15 protein-coding genes are annotated in these 18,507 nt (G+C 74.3%); 4 read left to right on the top strand and 11 right to left on the bottom strand.

Annotation, left to right across the window (positions count from 1 at the left end):
• Positions 1 to 24 precede the first annotated feature (24 nt).
• The gene (locus EIO00_RS02745; RefSeq protein WP_140175287.1) at positions 25 to 705 is read right to left on the bottom strand and encodes a class I SAM-dependent methyltransferase; all 681 of its coding nucleotides are present in this window, start codon (positions 703 to 705) and stop codon (positions 25 to 27) included.
• A gap of 329 nt (positions 706 to 1,034) precedes the next feature.
• On the opposite strand from EIO00_RS02745, the gene EIO00_RS02740 reads away from it, so the two are divergent.
• From EIO00_RS02740 to EIO00_RS02730, 3 genes are all read left to right on the top strand, one after another.
• On the top strand, positions 1,035 to 1,226 hold the full coding sequence (locus tag EIO00_RS02740; protein ID WP_140175286.1) for a ferredoxin: 192 nt from the start codon (positions 1,035 to 1,037) through the stop codon (positions 1,224 to 1,226).
• A 59-nt stretch (positions 1,227 to 1,285) separates the two neighbouring features.
• Positions 1,286 to 2,374: a Zn-dependent alcohol dehydrogenase gene (locus tag EIO00_RS02735; protein WP_140175285.1), complete on the top strand. Its 1,089-nt coding sequence runs from the start codon at positions 1,286 to 1,288 to the stop codon at positions 2,372 to 2,374.
• 151 nt (positions 2,375 to 2,525) lie between these two features.
• Positions 2,526 to 4,346, top strand: coding sequence for an endonuclease/exonuclease/phosphatase family protein (locus EIO00_RS02730; protein WP_241661070.1), 1,821 nt, complete (start codon positions 2,526 to 2,528; stop codon positions 4,344 to 4,346).
• Positions 4,347 to 4,594: 248 nt separating this feature from the next.
• Here EIO00_RS02730 and EIO00_RS02725 read toward each other — a convergent pair whose 3' ends face one another.
• From EIO00_RS02725 to EIO00_RS02705, 6 genes are all read right to left on the bottom strand, one after another.
• Positions 4,595 to 5,587 carry a D-cysteine desulfhydrase family protein gene (locus EIO00_RS02725; RefSeq protein ID WP_241661069.1) on the bottom strand — a complete coding sequence of 331 codons (993 nt, stop codon included), beginning with the start codon at positions 5,585 to 5,587 and terminating at the stop codon, positions 4,595 to 4,597.
• Positions 5,584 to 8,256, bottom strand: a complete 2,673-nt coding sequence (locus EIO00_RS24950) for a sialidase family protein (RefSeq protein ID WP_241661068.1) — start codon at positions 8,254 to 8,256, stop codon at positions 5,584 to 5,586. The genes EIO00_RS02725 and EIO00_RS24950 overlap by 4 nt, the downstream gene beginning before the upstream one ends.
• 677 nt (positions 8,257 to 8,933) lie before the next feature.
• The gene (locus EIO00_RS02720; protein WP_175596103.1) at positions 8,934 to 9,548 is read right to left on the bottom strand and encodes a GTP-binding protein; all 615 of its coding nucleotides are present in this window, start codon (positions 9,546 to 9,548) and stop codon (positions 8,934 to 8,936) included.
• Entirely contained in the window at positions 9,529 to 9,951 is a 423-nt protein-coding gene (locus EIO00_RS02715; protein WP_140175283.1) for a DUF742 domain-containing protein, read from the bottom strand. The genes EIO00_RS02720 and EIO00_RS02715 overlap by 20 nt, the downstream gene beginning before the upstream one ends.
• Complete coding sequence (locus EIO00_RS02710; RefSeq protein WP_140175282.1) at positions 9,944 to 10,363, bottom strand: roadblock/LC7 domain-containing protein; 420 nt, start codon at positions 10,361 to 10,363, stop codon at positions 9,944 to 9,946. Before EIO00_RS02710 ends, EIO00_RS02715 begins: the two co-directional genes overlap by 8 nt.
• Entirely contained in the window at positions 10,360 to 13,059 is a 2,700-nt protein-coding gene (locus EIO00_RS02705) for a sensor histidine kinase (RefSeq protein WP_161602630.1), read from the bottom strand. The genes EIO00_RS02710 and EIO00_RS02705 overlap by 4 nt, the downstream gene beginning before the upstream one ends.
• Before the next feature lie 398 nt (positions 13,060 to 13,457).
• On the opposite strand from EIO00_RS02705, the gene EIO00_RS02700 reads away from it, so the two are divergent.
• Positions 13,458 to 14,219, top strand: a complete 762-nt coding sequence (locus tag EIO00_RS02700; protein WP_241661067.1) for a sirohydrochlorin chelatase — start codon at positions 13,458 to 13,460, stop codon at positions 14,217 to 14,219.
• Between the two features lie 192 nt (positions 14,220 to 14,411).
• Here EIO00_RS02700 and EIO00_RS02695 read toward each other — a convergent pair whose 3' ends face one another.
• From EIO00_RS02695 to EIO00_RS02680, 4 genes are read right to left on the bottom strand one after another with little or no spacing between them, the layout of a single operon-like run.
• Positions 14,412 to 15,416, bottom strand: coding sequence for a sugar phosphate isomerase/epimerase family protein (locus tag EIO00_RS02695; protein ID WP_140175279.1), 1,005 nt, complete (start codon positions 15,414 to 15,416; stop codon positions 14,412 to 14,414).
• A 30-nt stretch (positions 15,417 to 15,446) separates the two neighbouring features.
• Positions 15,447 to 16,265: a sugar phosphate isomerase/epimerase family protein gene (locus tag EIO00_RS02690; RefSeq protein WP_206664014.1), complete on the bottom strand. Its 819-nt coding sequence runs from the start codon at positions 16,263 to 16,265 to the stop codon at positions 15,447 to 15,449.
• 19 nt (positions 16,266 to 16,284) lie between these two features.
• Positions 16,285 to 17,433 carry a Gfo/Idh/MocA family protein gene (locus EIO00_RS02685; RefSeq protein WP_241661066.1) on the bottom strand — a complete coding sequence of 383 codons (1,149 nt, stop codon included), beginning with the start codon at positions 17,431 to 17,433 and terminating at the stop codon, positions 16,285 to 16,287.
• Complete coding sequence (locus EIO00_RS02680) at positions 17,430 to 18,473, bottom strand: ABC transporter substrate-binding protein (protein WP_140175278.1); 1,044 nt, start codon at positions 18,471 to 18,473, stop codon at positions 17,430 to 17,432. The genes EIO00_RS02685 and EIO00_RS02680 overlap by 4 nt, the downstream gene beginning before the upstream one ends.
• Positions 18,474 to 18,507: the final 34 nt, after the last annotated feature.

Genomic DNA, 18,507 nt, shown 5'->3' with positions numbered 1-18,507 from the left:
GCCGGGCGCCCGGCCCGCCGAGGATCAGGCGAGCGGGTCCTTGTCGCTGACCCGCTCCAGGACCCGCAGGGAGCCCTGGACCCGGCGCTCTTCGAAGGCGCCGGAGGCGAGGGCCCGCCGATAGACGTGGTAGGGGGCCTGACCGCCGTCCTTGGGGTCGGGGAAGACGTCGTGGATGCACAGGGCGCCGCCGACCATGACCCAGCGCGACCAGTTCTCATAGTCGGCCTGGGCGAGCTCCTCGGAGTGGCCGCCGTCGATGAACAGCAGGGACAGCGGGGTGCGCCAGAGCCTCGCGACGGCGGCGGAGGTGCCGACGACGGCGATGACCTCCTCCTCCAGGCCGGCGGAGCCGATGGTGCGGCGGAAGGTGGGGAGGGTGTCCATGCGGCCGGTGAGCGGGTCGACCAGGGTGGGGTCGTGGTACTCCCAGCCGGGCTGGTTCTCCTCGGACCCGTGGTGGTGGTCGACGGTCACCAGCACGGTGCCGACCCGGCGGGCGGCCGCGCCGAAGTAGATCGCCGACTTGCCGCAGTAGGAGCCGATCTCCAGCATCGGGCCCTTGGCGCCGTAGTCCAGGGCGGTCTCGTACAGCGCCTGGCCTTCGTCGGGCGGCATGAAGCCCTTGGCCGCCTGAGCGGCGCGCAGCAGCTCCGCCGGCATGGGCGGGTGTCCTGTGGCGCCGTCCGCTGCCGTCTCAGTCATCTTCTCCTCCGGCGGGCGCGTGGCCCGCGTGCGTGCGGCCGGGTCCGGGCGGGCCCGGCGGGGCTCGACGGAACTCGAGGGGGACCGGTGGGATCCCGTCCCCGTGAGATGTTCGCCGTCCACGGCGGGCTCCGCCCCGACGGGCGGGTGTCGCATTGGTCACATTCGCGACGCGCGCCCCTTTGACCCTGCGAATAGAACGTGTTCTATTTTGACTCGTCGGACGAGAACGGGTCCCGCCAGGACGCCGAACGTCATTCGGTATGGTGGCGGCACAGACGTTCCGGTTCCCCGGCGGCCCACCGGAAACCAGATCGAGGAGCAGCGTCATGCGAGTGAAGGTCGATCCCCTGGCCTGCGAGGCCAACGGAGTCTGCGTCGGGCTGGCCCCCGAGGTGTTCGACCTGGACGACGAGGACCGGCTGCACATCCTGCAACCGGTTCCCTCCGCCGACCAGGTGGACCGGGTGCGGCACGCGGTGCGGTCCTGCCCCAAGGCCGCGCTCACGTTGGAGGAGTAACCTTCCCTACCCCATCCCTTCCCGGGCGCCCCGACGCCCCGTCGAGCGGAGGACCCTCCATGGCCCGTGCTGCGGTACTGCGCGCGGTCGGCGACAAGACCCTCGACCTGCGGGACGACATCACGCCGATCGACCCCGGACCGGACGAGGTGCGAGTGCGGATCCGCGCCACCGGCGTGTGCCACTCGGATCTGTCGGTGATGACCGGGGTGATGCCCGCCACGCTGCCGGCGGTGCTGGGCCATGAAGGGGCCGGCGAGGTCGTCGCGGTGGGCGACCGGGTGACCGGGGTGCGGCCGGGCGACCACGTGGTGATCAATTGGACGCCCGGCTGCGGGACGTGCCGCCACTGCGACAGCGGCCGGCCGTACCTGTGCACGGTGTTCGTGGGGCGGGCGTTCCGCGACCCGAAGTTCCGGCAGGGGGACGGCGATCCCTCCGTCTACGCCATGGCCGGATGCGGCACCTTCGCCGAGGAGATCACCGTGCCCCGGCCGGGGGTCATCAAGATCGACGAGGACGTGCCGTTCGAGTACGCGGCGCTGCTCGGCTGCGGACTCCCCACCGGGCTCGGCGCGGTGTTCAACACCTCCGCGCTGCGGCCCGGCGGCACGGTCGCGGTGGTGGGCGCCGGAGGCGTGGGGCTGTCGGTGATCCAGGGCGCCAAGATCGCCGGGGCCTCGACCATCCTGGCCGTCGACCCCAACACCGCCAAGCACCGGACCGCCCTGGAGTTCGGCGCCACCCACGCCGCCGCGCCGGAGGACCTGGCGGAGGTCACGGCGGAGCTGGCCCCCCGCGGCTTCGACCACGTCTTCGAGGCGGTGGGCCGGGCGTCGGCGATCGAGACCGCCTACGGCCTGGCCGGGCGCGGCGGCGAAGTGATCGTGGTGGGCGTGGCCGCGAAGTCCGAGCAGGTCACGCTCAACCCGTTCCAGCTGGTCTTCGAGGGCAAGACGGTCAAGGGCTCGCTGTACGGCGAGTGCGACCTGGTGCGGGACGTCCCGCGCATGGTGAACCTGTGGCGGGCCGGCCGGCTGGAGATCGAGCGGCTGATCACCCGGCGGATCGCCTTCGAGGAGCTCAACGACGCCCTCGCCGCGCTGGAACGCGGCGAGGCGATCCGTCAGGTGGTCGTGTTCGACTGAGCCTCGGCGGGGCCCGCCGGGAAGCCGGTCCCGGGCGCCGACGGCGGGCCCGGAGGAGGCGGATCAGAAGATCGGTACCGCCTCCATACAACCTCATGTCACCATTCTCCGTGGGAAGTCGGGATTCGACGACGTGGGCTGAGGTCATTCGGTGACGTTCCTGCGTGCTCTCACCGGCGTGCCGCTGGCCGTCGCGACGTGCTGCGCCGTGGGCGCGGCGGGCGTTCCGGCGGCGGACGCCGCGCCCGTCCGACAGGTGCACGACATCCAGGGGAGGGCGCACGTCTCCCCGCTGTTGGGCGAACGGGTGCGGGGAGTCCCCGGCGTGGTGACCGCGACCACCGAGAACGGCTTCTGGATGCAGAGCACCCGGCCCGACCGCGATCCGGCCACCTCCGAGGGGATCTACGTGTTCACCCGCACCCGGCCCACCGTCACGGTGGGCGACGAGGTGCGGGTGAGCGGGGTGGTGGGCGAGTTCCGCCCCGGCGGGCCCGACTCGCCCAACCTGTCGCGCACCGAGATCGAGGCCACCGCGACGACGACGATCCGGCACGGGGTGCCGCTGCCCGACCCCGTCGTGCTCGGGCCGAAGGGACGCCGCGCGCCCGGCAGGGTGATCGACGACGATGCGCGCGGCGACGTGGAGACCTCCGGCAGATACCGGCCCGACGCCGACGGGCTGGACTTCTACGAGTCGCTGGAGGGCATGCGGGTGGCCGTGGACGACGCGGTCGCCACCGGTCCCCGCTCCGACTACGGCGAGATCCCCGTGCTGCCCGCCGGCGGGGCGGGGGCGGGGCCGCGCACCCACCGCGGCGGCATCCTGGCCCGGCCCGGCGACGACAACCCCGAACGCGTCATCCTCGACGACACCCTGCTGCCGTTGCCCGCCATGGACGCCGGCGACCGGCTGCCGGGCCGCACGGTGGGCGTGCTGGACTACAGCTTCGGCGACTACAAGCTGTTGGTGACCTCGGTGCCGCCGGTCAGCGACGAGTCCCGGCCGCCCGGCCGGGCCGCCCCGCAACGGCCCGACGAGGTCGCGGTGGCCACCTATGCGCTGCGCGACCTGGACCCCGGCGATCCCGCGGAACGGTTCACCGCGATCGCCCACCAGATCGTGACCGGCCTGGCCGCGCCCGACCTGCTGGTGGTGACCGGGCTGCAGGACAACAGCGGCGCCGAGGACGACGGCACGGTGGCCGCCGACCAGACCGTCGCCCAGCTGGTGGCGGCGATCTCGGCGGCGGGCGGCCCCTCCTACGACTGGCGGTCCATCGACCCCCGGGACGGGGCGGACGGCGGCGAGCCCGGCGGCAACGGCCGGATCGGGTTCCTGTTCCGCACCGACCGGGGGTTGACGTTCGTGGACCGGCCCGGCGGCACCGCCACGACGCCCGTCGAGCCGATCCGGGTCGGCCCCCGGGAGGTGGGGCTGTCGGTCAGCCCCGGCCGGGTCGCCCCGACCGATCCGGCCTGGCGGGCGGTGCGCAAGCCGCTGGCGGGCGAGTTCCTCTGGCGAGGGCGGCGGCTGCTGGTCGTGGGCAACCACTGGACGGAGCGCGGCGCCGACGACGCCGACTACGTGCGCCGCCGACCGCCGCGCCGGCCCAGCGAGTCCGCCCACGCCGCGCAGGCCCGCGTCGTGGCCCGCTTCGTCACGTCGCTGCGCGCCGTCCAGCCGGACGCCCGGGTGATCGTGGCCGGCGGCCTCAACGCCGGCGACCGCTCCCCCGCCCTGCGCACCCTCACCAGGGGGACCGGGCTGCGCGACCTGGTGGCCGAGCTGCCCGAGGACCGCCGCTACACCACGATCACGAACGGGAACGCCGAGGCCACCGATCACATCCTGGTCACCCCCGCGCTGGCCCGCCGCCCGCACGAGGTGGAGATCGTCCACATGAACGCCGAATACGCCGAGCGGGTCAGCGACCACGACCCCGCCCTGGTCCGGCTGCGCCCGAGCTGACCGCCCCGCCGAGGCGGAGACCGTCCCCCTCCGCTCACCTCGCGGACAGCGCCGTGTACCCGGCGAGGGGATGGCCGCCCGGGCGAACCGGTCCTACGGTGCCTACCAGATGCACCGGAACCGGTACCGGAAGGAGTCCAAGCATGATCGGCACCCCCGGCTGCCCCGACAACTGCGGCTGCACCTTCGCCGACGGAGCGTTGACGATCCTCCGCGCCGCGCTCAGCCTCGCCCGGGGCGTCCTCCGGTCACGCTGACCGAACGCCTCGCCCGGTGAACACGTCCGGGTGGACGAACAGCCCCGGCAGACCGCCGGTGTGCCAGAACAGCACGTTCTCGTCCCCCGACAGGCGGCCGGAACGGATCAGGCCGAGCAGACCCGCGGCGGCCTTGCCCGTGTAGACCGGGTCCAGCACGATCCCCTCGGTCCGCGCCAGCAGCCGCACTGCCTCGACCATCTCCTCGGTCGGGATCCCGTACCCCGGCCCCAGCCAGTCGCCGTGCACCTCGCGGCCGCCCGCGGGCGGATCCGCGCCCAGCAGCCGCGAGGTGGCGGCGACCAGTTCCTCGATCCGCTCCCGGGTACGGTCGGCGGGCTCGTACACGGCGATCGCCTCCAGCCGCGCCTCCAGCCCGGCCAGCGCCGCGCCGACGCACAATCCGGCGGCCGTCCCGGCGGTGCTGGCCGCCACCACGATGCGGTCGAAACGCACGGAGAGGCGCGCCGCCTGCTCCGCGAGCTCGGCGGCGGCGCGCACATAGCCGAGCGCGCCGATCTCGTCGGAGCCGCCGGGCGGGATCTGATAGGCGGGGCCGATCTCCTCCAGCGCCCGGGCGATCTGATCGGCGTCGTCGACGATCCGCACCCGCGCGCCGAGCAGCTCGTCCAGCAGCACGTTCCCGGAGGTCTCGTACAGCTCGTCCGAGCGCGGCACCGACCGGGTCAGCAACAGCTCGCAGCGCAGCCCCAGCCGGGCGCAGGCGGCGGCGGTCTGCCGGGCGTGATTGGACTGCACCGCGCCATAGGTCACCACCGTCCGATGCCCCTCGGCGACCGCACGCCCCAGCAGGTACTCCAGCTTGCGGGTCTTGTTGCCGCCGGCGGCCAGGCCGGTGCAGTCGTCGCGTTTGATCCAGATGCGCGGTCCGCCGAGCTCCTCCGACAGCCGATCGCAGCGCTCCAGCGGGGTCGGCCAATGCCCCAGCTCCACCCGCGGGAACGACTCCGGAATCTCGCTCACGGCAACGGCCTCCGCCAGAACGTGGGGGTCTCGCCCCGATGGTCGCCGGTCACGCCCACGGCCAGCAGCTCGCCGGAGGTCGCGGCCAGCGCGGTCAGCCACTGGTCGCCCGCCCCGTCCAGGCCGGTGCCGCTCGCCGGCACCCGCCGCCAGGAGCGGCCGTCCGTCGTCGTCCACACCAGCACGTCGCGCGCCCCCGGCCTCCCGGCGCTCCCCGCCACGACGAATCCGCGCGCCGTCGCGGTCACGTCGGTCAGCGCGGCGCCCGCCCCGGCGTCGGGCAGCCATCCCGCCTGCCAGGTCCGGCCGCCGTCGGCGGACACCGCGGCGAACGGCCGCGGCTGCGGCGAGCCCTCCGCCAGGCCCGTCCCGAGCGCCACCACCAGAGCGCCCCGGGCGGCGACCCGGTGCAGCGACCCGGAGGCGAGGCCGGACGGCAACGGCACCGCCGTATGACGCCACTTCCCGCCGTCCGCCGAGGTCCAGGCCGCCGGCCGATCGGGGGCCGAACGCGCCCCGACCGCGACGTACCCGCCGGAGGCGACCGCCACGTCGTGCATACGGCCCTCCCCCATGCCGGAGCCGCGCTTCCAGCCCTTCAGATCGGCGGAATGCCAGGCCGCGGCCCAGCGGCCGTCGCGGCCCACCGCCACATATCCGCCCGGCCCGTGCGCGGCCGCCAGCGGATGGCCCTTGCCCGCCGGCGCCGGACCCTTCGTCCACACCGCCCCGTCGCCGGAGACGACGATCACCGGGACGTCCTCGCCGCTGCGGCCCACCGCCAGCCAGCCCGCGGGCCCGTGCACCACGTCCGTCAGGCGCCGCCGGGGCTGCGGGTCGCTCTCCGGCATCGAGCCCCGGGTCCAGTTCCGGCCGTCCGCCGAGGTCCAGGCGGCGATCCGCCCGTTGGCGCTGCCGACCGCCACCAGGCGGGGACCGGCGGCCAGCGCGTGGACCGCCCGCTCGGGGCGGATCGCCCCGGGCACCGAGGCCAGCCGCACCTCCCCGCCGGAGGTCGCCAGATACGGATCGGGGCCGCGCCGGCCGGCCACGACCGCGCCGCCGCCGACCGCGGCCAGCCCGGCGACCTCGGCCCCGGTCACCTCGCCGACACGCCGCCAGGAACGACCGTCCGCACTGGTCAGCACGGCCTTCTTTCCCTTGCCCGCATCGACCAGCGCGGCCAGTCCGTCCGGTGAGCCGGCCAGCCGCTCCAGCCGTTTGTAGCCGTCGGTGCGCACCTGCCCGACCGGGGTCCAGCGCCGCCCGTCCGGCGAATGCCACACCACCGCGTACCGTTCGGTGGTGCGCCGCTTCCGCGGCCCGGTGGTGCGCTTGGCCTCGCGTACGGCGAACAGCCCGTTCGGGCCGCCGGTCAGACCGGTCAGGCCGCCGAAGGACCCCTGGGCCTGCCCCGGGCGCACCGGGCTCCAGGTGCGGCCGCCGTCGCCGGAGACCCAGTGACCGGTCTCCTCCACGGTCCGGGTCGTGCGCCGCTTCCGGCCGCCCCGCCGCTCGGTCTCGGTGACCTTGGTGCGGATCGCGCCGTGCACCACCGTGATCCCGCCGAACGCGGCGATCCCGTCCAGCCGGCGGACCTCCCCGCCCAGGGCGGGCCGGTCGACCCGCCGCCAGGCGGCCCCGTCCGCACTGGTCCACAACACCCCCCGGGTCCCCCCGCCGGTGCCCGTGGTGCCCACGGCCGTGAACCCGGCGGCGGTGCGGGCGATCCCCAGCACCTGGTCCCCCGGCGCGAACAGCCCGCCGCGCCGGGTCCAGGTCAGGCCGTCGGAGCTGGTCCACACCACGGTCTGGGAGGCCTCCCTCGGCTGCGGCCCGACGGGGCCGCCGACGGCCAGCCACCGGCCCGCGCCCCCGGCCAGTCGGTGCGGGATCTCCCCCGGCGGCGGCTCGGCCCCGTCGGCGTCCCGGACGCGCGCCGTCCGCCAGGTGCGCCCGGCGTCGACGGACACCAGGAACCGGCCCCGGTCCGGGCCGCCGGTCTCCCCGCCGGCCGCGATCACCGTCCCCTTCTCCCCGGCCACCGCGGTGAGACGCTGGTCCAGCCCGTCGGCCGCCGCCGGATCCACGGCGAACCACCGGTCCGCCGACACCGCCGCGAAGCGCTGCGCCGGCCGCGCGGCGGACTCCTTCCCGCCGCCGAGCGCCGCGAAGCCCACGGCCCCGGCCGTCACCACGACGGCCACCGCCGCGGCCGACAGCACCGGGCGCGGCCAGGCGGGGTCGCGGCGCGGCGGCGGCAGCGCCCCGATCTTCGGCGGCCGGACCGCAGGGGTCCGGGCCGCCGCGGCGGCCGCCGGAGCGGTCTGCGGGGGCGGGGAAGACGCCTCCCCGCGGAACGACCGCGGGTCCTGGGCGGCCGGCGGGGCCTCCGCCGCCCCCGCCTCCTGGAGATCCTGCGGGACCTGCGCGCCCACGATGGGTTCGAGCTGCGGAGCGGTCACGACCGTGTGCACCCAGTCCACCCCCGCCCGGTGCCACACGGCGTGGGAACGCTGCCACGGCGAGGCGCCGCCCGCCGGGCCTCCCCCCTCCGGCGCTCCCCCCAGACGGGCCCGGCGCCCGCCGTTCCGCCGCGGCTCGGCCGGCGCCGCGGCCTCGATCCGCGGGAACGGCTCGGTCGGGCTGTCCTCCGAAGTAGCCGTCACCTTGCTCCCCCTCCTACGGAGAACGCGCCCCGGTCCCCCAACAGGCGGTCGGCGTCCGCGAACGCCCGGACCTTCGCGCGCACACCATCGTGGCGCAGCCCCGGCCTCACCGCCCACCGGTCCGCGAAAAGAACGATCTTGTTTTGCGCGGTCGCCCGCCCCGCCCCACCGGGCGCGCACGCCCCGCCACGCTCGGTCTCCCGATCACGGGCGACGCGGCGCGCTCGGGCCGCGCGGGGAAGGACGGGAAGAGGACGCCGTCCCGGCGACGCGTGCGCGCACCGGCCCGGGCGTCCGGTCACCACGACACCGCCGCACCGCGGACGCCCGCGTCGACGCGGAAGAGCCCCGCCGGGCCTGCGCCCCCGCATCCGGCGTCGCCGGACGCGCCGCCTCCCGTCCCGAGGAGACCACGGGGAGACCCGAGGAGAACCGCCGCGGCATGCGCGGTCCGCACGGTGCAGAGGCACACGGTGCAGAAGAACGGCGACGAAGGGGCGGCCGTCTCGTCCGCCGGCGGTCGGCGGGCCGGGCGGTCCCGGCGACGCCCCGATCGGCCGGGCACGCCCTTCGGTCCCGGCCGCGACGCCGCCGTCCCCTGCGCCCGGGTCCGACGGCGTCCGCCCCGAACGCGTCGGGCGGGCCTCCGTCACGTGACGAAGGCCCGCCCGACCCGGTCAGCGCCGGCGAGAGGTCGCCATCAGGACGTGCTCGACCAGCGTGATCAAAACCTGCTTGGCCGCCTCCCGGGTGCGCACGTCGGTGATGATCACCGGGACGTCGTCCTCCAGGTCGAGGGCGGCGCGGATCTGCTCGGGGGCGTACATCTTGGCGCCCTCGAAGTGGTTGACCGCCACGATGAACGGCAGCCCGCGGCGCTCGAAGTAGTCCACCGAGGCGAAGCAGTCGGCCAGCCGGCGGGTGTCGACCAGCACCACCGCGCCCAGCGCGCCCTGCGCCAGCTCGTCCCACATGAACCAGAAGCGATCCTGGCCCGGGGTGCCGAACAGGTACAGCACCAGGCCGGTGGGCAGGGTGATGCGACCGAAGTCCATGGCGACCGTGGTCGTGGTCTTCCCCGCCACCATGGCCGTGTCGTCCACGCCGATGCTCTTCTCGGTGAGCATCGCCTCGGTGCGCAGCGGCCGGATCTCGCTGACCGCGCCCACCAGGGTGGTCTTGCCAACGCCAAACCCCCCGGCGATCAGGATCTTGACCGCCAGGGACGACTCGCGCGGATCGCCCACCGCGCCCGACACGGAGCCGGCGGGGTCAGAGCGCATGGAGTCCATCGATCACTTCCTTGAGTACGCGCTCGTTGGGGAACTGTGCGACCGGAGCCGGGCGGCGTACCCGGATCAGGCCACGATCGAGCAGGTCGCCGAGCAGCACCCGGACCACGCCGAGGGCGAGATCCAGCTCGGAGGCGACCTCCGCCACCGACAGCGGCGTGCGGCACAGTTCGCAGATGGTGAGGTGTTCAGGCGAGAGCGGTAGGCGCTCGCCGTGTCCGTCCCCGGCCTCCCCGGGGACGTCGACGGTCTCAATGATGGCGATCAAGTCGAAGTCGCTGGCCGTGGGCTTGGTGCGCCCGCCGGTCAGCGCATACGGGCGCACCACCGGGCCCGACTCGTGATCGAGCCACTCGGCGTCGCGCCTGCCGTCGCGGTGCGGTGGTTCGGTGTCGTCATGCATGATGCTCCGCCATGGCCGCACGCGGGTTGGCCGACAAGTGCCTGCCCACCCGGGTCACCAGCATGGCCATCTCATAGGCGATCACACCGACGTCGGCGTCCGCGTCGGCCAGCACGGCCAGCGCGGCGCCCTGCCCCGCCGCGGTGACGAACAGGAACGCCGACTCCATCTCCACGATGGTCTGCCGGGGAGCGCCGCCGCCGAACTCCTGGCCGGCGCCCCGAGACAGGCTCTGGAAGCTGGCGGCCACCGCGGCCAACCGCTCGGCGTCCTCCCGCTCCAGCCCGCGCGAGGAGGCGATCCGCAGCCCGTCGTTGGACAGCACCACCGCGTGGCGCACCTGGGCCACGTTGTCGACGAGATTGTCCAGCAGCCAGTTCAGTTCACCGCCGGAGTTCGCGACGTCCGTCATTGATCATCCTCCCGTGTCCCCTGGCCCTCTTCGGCCTCGGCTCGTCCACGCTGCCAGCCTCGCTGCATGGCGGCCATCCTGGCGCGCACGGCGGCGAGCCTCTCCTCGTCGAGCTCGGCCGCCTGCCGCATGCCTCCCGAGACCGCCGGCTGAGGCCCGGTCTCATCCCGCAGCCGGGGCGCCAGGTTCTTCTGTCGGCGCCGACGAGGCAACCCGTCGGGCGTCATCTCCACCGGCGCGCGGTGCGCGCCCACCCGTGCCTTCCTCTCCCGACCGCCTGCGCCGTCCGCCGCATCCGCTCCCTCGGGCGACGCCGCGGCGTTCCCGTCTTGCCTCGACGCCTCCCCGCCGGCGGAGGACTCCTCGAGACGCGCGCGCCCGGCGGGGCCCTCCCCGTTCTCCGGCGCCTCCCCGCCGTCGAGACGGCGGATCCCCGGTCCTTCGGCGGAACGCGCACCCGCGCCCTCGCTCCGCTCGGGCACACCGCCGCCCGCGGGGGGACGACCCCCCGCACCCCCCGACGAACCGGCACCCGCGCCCTCGCTCCGCTCGGGCGCGGTGCGGCGGGCGGAGCGTCGCCGGGGCAGTTCGGCCGGGACGTCGGGGCGCGGGTCGTCGTCCTCGCGGAGGCGTGCGGGCTCCTCCTCCGGCTCGGCGATCCGCACCGGCGTCACCGTCCGCACCGCCCGCTGCGGCCCGGTGGACGCCGACGGCGCCTCGGCGGAGGCCGACGCCCGCGTCGGCCGGGAGCCGGGCAGCTGGGCGCGCAGTTCGGCGGGCGGCAGTCCGCCGGACGGCGACTCCACGATCAGGTCGGCGGGCACCAGCACGATGGCGGTGGTGCCGCCGTACGGCGAGGGCCGCAGCGACACCTTGATGTCGTGCCGGTCGGCCAGCCGCGCCACCACGAACAGGCCGAGCCGGCCCAGATCCGACAGGTCGAACTCGGGCGGCTCGGCCAGCCGGCGGTTCAGCTCCTCCAGCGTCTCGGCCTTGAGCCCGAGCCCGCGGTCCTCGATCTCCACCACGAAGCCGTTCGGCACCAGCTGGCCGGTGATCCGCACCGGGGACCCGGGCGGGGAGAACAGGGTGGCGTTCTCGATCAGCTCGGCCAGCAGGTGGATGGTGTCGGCGACCGCGTTGCCGGCCAGCGCGGCGGCCGGCATGGACAGCACGGTGACCCGGGTGTAGTCCTCGACCTCGGCGACCGCGCCGCGCACCACGTCCACCAGCGGCACCGGGGAGCGCCAGGTCCGCCCGGCGGTCTTGCCGGCCAGGATGACCAGACCCTCGGCGTGCCGCCGCATGCGGGTGGCCAGGTGGTCCAGGCGGAACAGGTCGGCCAGCTCGTCGGGGTCCTCGGTGCGCCGCTCCATCGCGTCCAGCAGGCTGAGCTGGCGGTGCACCAGCGCCTGGTTGCGGCGGGCCAGCGTCACGAACACCTCGTTGACCGCCTGCCGGGTCCGGCTCTCCCGGGCGGCGGCCCCCACCACCGCGCGGGCGGCGGCCACGAACGCCTCGTTGATCCGGGCGATCTCGGTGACCTGCAGGTCCTGCCGGGGCAGCCGGACGTCGGGGTCGATCGGCTCGCCGCGCCGGATCCTCCCGGTCAGCGTGGGCAGGTACTCGTCGGTGAAGGCGGTCACCGAGCGGGAGACCCGACGGCTCTCGCCGATCACCCGGCGGGCGACCCGCCAGGCGACCGCGGTGGCGGCGACGACGGCCAGCAGGCCCAGGCCGCCCGCGGCGGCCAGCCGGCCGTAGATGCGCAGCGCGATCCCCGCGGACCGGTCGACGGTGTTGTCGGTGATGCGCAGCTCCAGCTCAGAGAGCCTGGTGATGGCGGCCTCCGACGCGGTGCGCCAGGTGCCCTGGTCGATCGGCAGTCGCCGCTCGGTCGCGTCGGCGCTGAGCAGCTGCTGCTCCAGCCGCTCCACCCGGGCGTAGTCCGGGCTGGTCAGGAACGCCTCGTAGGCGCTGCGGTCCTTGGGGTCCAGGGTCCCCACGGTGTCGGAGATCACGAGCTCCTTGGCGCCGTTGAGCCGTTTGAAGGCGTCCATCTCCGCGGAGGTCCACCGGCCCGCCGACAGCACCCCGGTGACCAGCGCGTCCTGGCGGGTGTACAGCTCACGGATCAGGCTGATCCGCAGCACGGTGTTGAAGCCCCGGGCGACCTCGCCGTTGGCGACGGTCACCGCCTTGAAGATGTCGACGATCCCGTCGATCAGGGCGGAGTAGTCCTCCAGCACCCGGTCACGGGAGGTCCCCCGCTGGTCGATCAGCCGGCGCAGCGCGTCCAGTTCGCTCAGCCGGGCGACCATCGCGTCCATCCGCCGCCGCACGGTGGGGTTGATGCCGCCGCGCAGTCCCCCGTCGGCGCTGTTGTCGCGGAACACCCGGCGCGCCTGGTCGGTCTTGGCCCGCTGCGCGTCCAGGCCGGAGGAGTCCAGCGACCGGTTCCCCAGCAGGGCCATCGACATGCGCCGTTCGTGTTGGAGGGCGTCCACCAGGTCGAGCGCCGGTCGGGCGAGCTTGTCGCTGAACTCGCGCGAGTGGTACAGCTCCCGGGCGGGTCCGAAAGCGGCGACGGTCGCCCCCGCCCAGAGGCACACCAGGGCGAGCAACGGGATGGCCAGGAGGATGACGATCTTGGTGCGGATCGACTGGGTTCTGGCCGGCGTGGCGTCGGAGGCCATCACACCTCGTGACCCATCATGACGGGGACCCTCCCGATTGATGTCGGTACGGGGGTTCCGGGAGCTTACTACGTCCGCACCCGCCGTCATGGATCATCCTCGGCACCCGAGTGGACAATGTTGTCAGGGCGTTACAGTCGGCACTGTGACCGCACGTCACCATGACCGTAACAAGAGTCACAAAATCGGATTATTTACTACATAACTCCCACAAGCAGGGAATGAGGCATCCCTGCACCGTTACGATTCCGGCCGTGAACCCTGACAGCGAAGCGCCTCTCGACAACACAGGCCCCGAGGGCCTCCCGGCCCGGCGGCGCCGGCCGCGCCGCGGTGGACGGCATCGCGGTGCCGAGTCCTTCGCACTCCCCCCGGACGCTCCCCCGCTCATCCTGGCGGTGCCGGGCGCGTACGCCCCCGACGCCTCCGGATCGGCCGGGGTGGCGGGCGCGCTCGCCCTGCTGACCGAGCACGCCCACACCGAGCGGCCGGTGGTCCTGGGATATCTGGAGGGTTCGCAGTACGCGCTGAGCGACGCCCTGGCGACCGCGGAGACCGCCGAACGGGCCCCGGACATGCCTCCGGCCGTGGTGGTGCCGCTGCTGCCCGGCCCCGTCCCGCAGATCCAGCGCGCGCTGCACGAGACGGTGGCCGCCTCCGGGGTGCCCGCGCTGATCGCCGAACCGCTGGGGCCGCACCCGCTGATCGCCCAGGCACTGCATGAACGGCTCGCCGAAGCCGGGTTGGCGCGCGCCGACCGGGTCCGGATGATGACCATGGTCACCATGGCCGGCGGTGTGGTGATCGCCGTCCCGGGCGGTCCGGCCGCCGTCCAGGACGCCGAGGTCAGCGCCGTGCTGCTGGCCTCCCGCCTGGCCGTCCCCGCCACCGCCGCCGCCCTCGACGGCGGCTCCGGCGCGGTGAGCCCCGCCGAGGCCGCCGCCCGTCTGCGCGAAGCCGGGGCCACCCACGTCGCCTACGCCCCCTGCGTGATCGGCCCCGAGGCCGACCCCGCCCATCTGGCGGCCCTGTCCAAGCTCGCCGCCGACATGGGGGCGGGCATCGCCGCCCCGCTGGGCGACCACCCGGTCCTGGCCCAGCTCATCGCCCTCCGCTACGTCGAGGCCCTCGAGAAGGCGTTCGCCGACCAGCAGCGCTGACCGCCGCGGGCGGCCTCGCATCCGGCGCACGGGCGCCCTCGCCGCGATCGCCGCACGGTCGACGTCCGTGCCGACCGGCGTGCCGGTCGGCCGGAGCCCATGCCCTGGGCGCCGGCCGACCGTGGCGCCTCCCTCCGTCGGGACGCAGGCCCCGCGCCGGCCCTCGTCCCGACGCGGGACCGCGCCCGCCGATCAGTCCCCGAAGGCGGCGTCGAAGGACCGCGCGGGAGGTTCGATCGCGGCGAGACGACGGACGAACTGAAGCGCCTCGGGGGCTCCGATGAGGCGGTCCATCCCGGCGTCCTCCCACTCGATGGAGATGGGGCCGGTGTAGCCGATGGCGTTCAGCGCGCGGAAGCAGTCCTCCCAGGGGACGTCGCCGTGGCCGGTGGAGACGAAGTCCCAGCCGCGGCGCGGATCGGCCCACGGCAGATGGGACGACAGCCGGCCGCGGCGGCCGTCCCCGCAGCGGACCTTGGCGTCCTTGCAGTCCACGTGATAGATCCGGTCGGCGAAGTCCAGCAGGAAGCCCACCGGGTCGATCTCCTGCCAGACCATGTGGCTGGGATCCCAGTTGAGGCCGAAGGCGGGACGGTGTCCGATGGCCTCCAGGGCCCGCACCGTCGTGTGGTAGTCGTAGGCGATCTCGGTGGGGTGCACCTCCAGCGCGAACCGGACCCCGACCTCGTCGAAGACGTCCAGGATCGGGTTCCACCGGTCGGCGAAGTCGGCGTACCCGCGGTCGATCATGTCGGGCGGGGTCGGCGGGAACATCGCCACGGTGTGCCAGATCGACGAGCCGGTGAAGCCGACGACGGTGTCCACGCCCAGCTTGGCCGCGGCGCGGGCGGTGTCCTTCATCTCCTCGGCGGCCCGCCGCCGCACCCCCTCCGGCTCGCCGTCGCCCCAGACCCGCTCCGGCAGGATGGCCTTGTGCCGCTCGTCGATGGGGTGGTCGCAGACCGCCTGGCCGACGAGATGATTGGAGATCGCCCAGACCTTCAGGCCGTGCTCGTCGAGGACGGCGCGCTTGCGGGCGACGTAGGACTCGTCCGCCAGCGCCTTGTCGACCTCGAAGTGATCGCCCCAGCAGGCGATCTCCAGGCCGTCGTAGCCCCATTCGGACGCCAGCCGGCAGACCTCCTCGAACGGCAGGTCGGCCCACTGTCCGGTGAACAAGGTGATCGGTCGCGCCATGACGCTCCTTGTCGTGCGTGGATGACGGGATCAGCGGCGGGGAATGCGCAGGGCGCGCAGGTACGCGTACCCGGCCCGGGCGGCCCGGAGCGGCGCGTCCGGCCGGTCGTGCTCGACGATGTACTCCACGGCCCCCGCAGCCGGGGAGTGCGCGAAGATCCGCGGGAAGTCGATGGTCCCGGCGCCGGGGTCGGCGAACGACCCGTCGGCGGCCCGGTCCTTGACGTGGTACTGCGGGATCCGGCCGGGATGGGCGCGGATGAGCGCCGCCGGGTCGCGCCCGCCGGCGACCGCCCAGTACAGGTCCAGTTCGAAGTGGACGAGGCGGGGGTCGGTGCGGGCGAGGAGGATGTCCCACGGCGTCTCCCCGGTCGGCAGCGGCCGGAACTCGTGCGCGTGGTTGTGGTAGCCGAGCCGCAGCCCCGAGGCCGCGGCCAGCTCCCCGGCGGTGTTCAGCTCATCGGCCAGTCGCCTCCAGGCGTCGGCGGTGTCGTGGGAGGCCCACGGCACCACCATGAAGCGGTGGCCCAGCGCACAGGCCTCCTCGACCGCCCGCGACCAGTCGCCGTCCGCTCTCACATGGCCGGAGGCGGCCCGCAGGCCGTGCCGGTCGAGGGCGGCGCGGAAGTCGGCGGCGGTGCGCCCGTGCGTCCCGGCCGTCTCGACCCTGCGGTAACCGATGGCGGCCAGCGCCGCGAGCGTGCCCTCCGGATCGGCGGCCAGCGCGGTGCGCACCGTGTAGAGCTGGATGCCGATGGCCTCAGGCGGTATCCGGTCGGCGGGGCCGTGCCGGGCGGCGGCCTCGGCGCCGCCCGGCGGCCCGTGCCGGTCGATCGCGTGTCCGTCCACCGGTGCTCTCCGTCGCGGCTCATGGGACGGGGGTCCAGCCGCCGCCTGAGGCCGCGCTGGCCTCGACGGCCGCCAGGACCCGCTGGACCTGGAGGCCGTCGGCGAACGACGGCTCCGGATCGGCGCCCGCGGCGATGGCCGACAGCAGGTCGGCGATCTCATGGGTGAACGTGTGCTCGTAGCCGAGCAGGTGGCCGGGGGGCCACCAGGCGCCCGCGTACGGGTGGTCGGCCTCGGTGGCCAGGATCCGGCGGAAGCCGCCCTCGGCGTCGTCGAGCGTGGCGTCGTGGAACCACAGCTCGTTCATGGCCTCGAAGTCGAACGCCACGCTGCCCTCGGAGCCGTTGATCTCGATGCGCAGCGCGTTCTTGCGGCCCGTGGCGAACCGGGTCGCCTCGAACGAGGCGAGCGCCCCGCCGGTGGTGCGGGCCAGGAACAACGCCGCATCGTCCACCGTCACCGGTCCGCGCCCGCCGTCGCCGTCGGGGCGTTCGCGCACGAACGTCTCCGTCAGCGCCGTCACCCCGGTGATCCGCTCACCGGTGATGAACTGGGCGGTGTCGATGATGTGCGCGCCGATGTCGCCGAGCGCCCCGGAGCCGGCCTTGTCCCGTCGCAGCCGCCAGGTGAGGGGGTGCTCGGGGTCGACCAGCCAGTCCTGCAGGTACTGGGCGCGGATGTGGCGGATCGCGCCCAGCCGTCCCTCGGCGACCAGTCGGCGGGCCAGCGCGACCGCCGGGACCCGCCGGTAGTTGAACGCCACCATGGCCCGCACGCCGCGGGCCGCCGCCCGCTCGGCCGCCGCCGCCATCGCCTCGGCCTCGGCGACCGTGTTGGCCAGCGGTTTCTCGCACAGGACGTGCTTGCCGGCCTCGAGGGCGGCGATGGCAATCTCGGCATGGGTGTCGCCGGGGGTGCAGATGTCGATCAGGTCGATGTCGTCGCGCCGCAGCAGCGCCCGCCAGTCGGTCTCCGCCGACGCCCAGCCGAGCCGTTCGGCGGCCGCGCGGACCCGCTCCGGGGACCGGCCCGCCACCGCCGCCATGACCGGCGTGCAGGGCACGTCGAAGAAGGCGCGCACGCTGCGCCACGCCTGGGAGTGCACCCGGCCCATGAACGCGTGCCCGACCATCCCGACGCCGAGCACGGGCCTGTCCTGCCCGCTCAAGACTCGAACCCCAGCGGGAGGTACTGGTCGACGTTCTGCCGGGTGACGGTCTCCGACGCCAGTGTGATGGATTGCGGTACCTGTTTCTCCACGAGATCGGCCATCCCCTTCCCTTGTGCGATCAATCGGGCGATCTTGATGGCGGAGGACGCCATGGTGGGGCTGTAGGTGACGGTGGCCTCCAGCACGCCGCCCGCCTTGATCTCCCGCATGGCGTTGGCCGAGCCGGCCCCGCCGACCATGAAGAACTCGTCGCGACCGGCCTGCTTGACGGCGGCCAGCACGCCGACGCCCTGGTCGTCGTCGTGGTTCCACAGCGCGTCGATCTTGCGGTGGGCCTGGAGCAGGTTGCCGGCCACCTGGTTGCCGCTCTCCACGGTGAACTTGGCGTCCTGCCGGGCGGTGACCCGGAAGCCGTAGGTGCGCAGCGCGTCCTCGAACCCCTTGCTGCGCTCCTGGGTCAGCGGCAGCGTGGCGATGCCCTGGATCTCCACGATCACCGGGTCGTCGACGCCCTTCTCCTTGAGCCGGCGGCCGATGTAGTGCCCGGCGGCCACGCCCATGCCGTAGTTGTCGCCGCCGATCCAGGTCCGGTACGACAGCTTGTCGGGGAAGACCCGGTCCAGGTTGACCACCGGGATCCCGGCGTCCATCGCCTTGCGCGCCACCTGGTTCAGCTGCTCGCCGTCGTTGGGCAGGATGACCAGCACGTCCACCTTCTGCGCGATCAGCGACTCGACGGCGGAGATCTGCTGGTTGATGTCGTTGGTGGGTTCCACGGCCTGCAGCTTCACATCGGAGTACTGCTTGGCCTGGGCCTCGGCGTTCTTGGCGATGGCGGCGATCCAGCCGTGGTCCGCGGCGGGGGCCGAGAAGCCGATGGTGACCTGCCTGCCGGGCTTGTCGTTGTCGCCTCCGGTGGAGACGTTCTGTCCGCCGGTGCCGCCGTCCTCGGCGTTGCCGGTGCAGGCGGCGGCGACCAGGCCCGCCCCGGCGAGCGATCCGGCGAGCAGGAACCCTCGTCTGCTGGTGTCGGTCATGGGCGTTCTCCCTGCGTCGGGGGTGGTCGGGGGA

Source organism: Thermomonospora catenispora, from assembly GCF_006363815.1.
GTDB lineage: Bacteria > Actinomycetota > Actinomycetes > Streptosporangiales > Streptosporangiaceae > Thermomonospora > Thermomonospora catenispora.
Note: the sequence above shows the minus strand (reverse complement) of the source record. Positions and strands in the feature narration are given on the sequence as shown.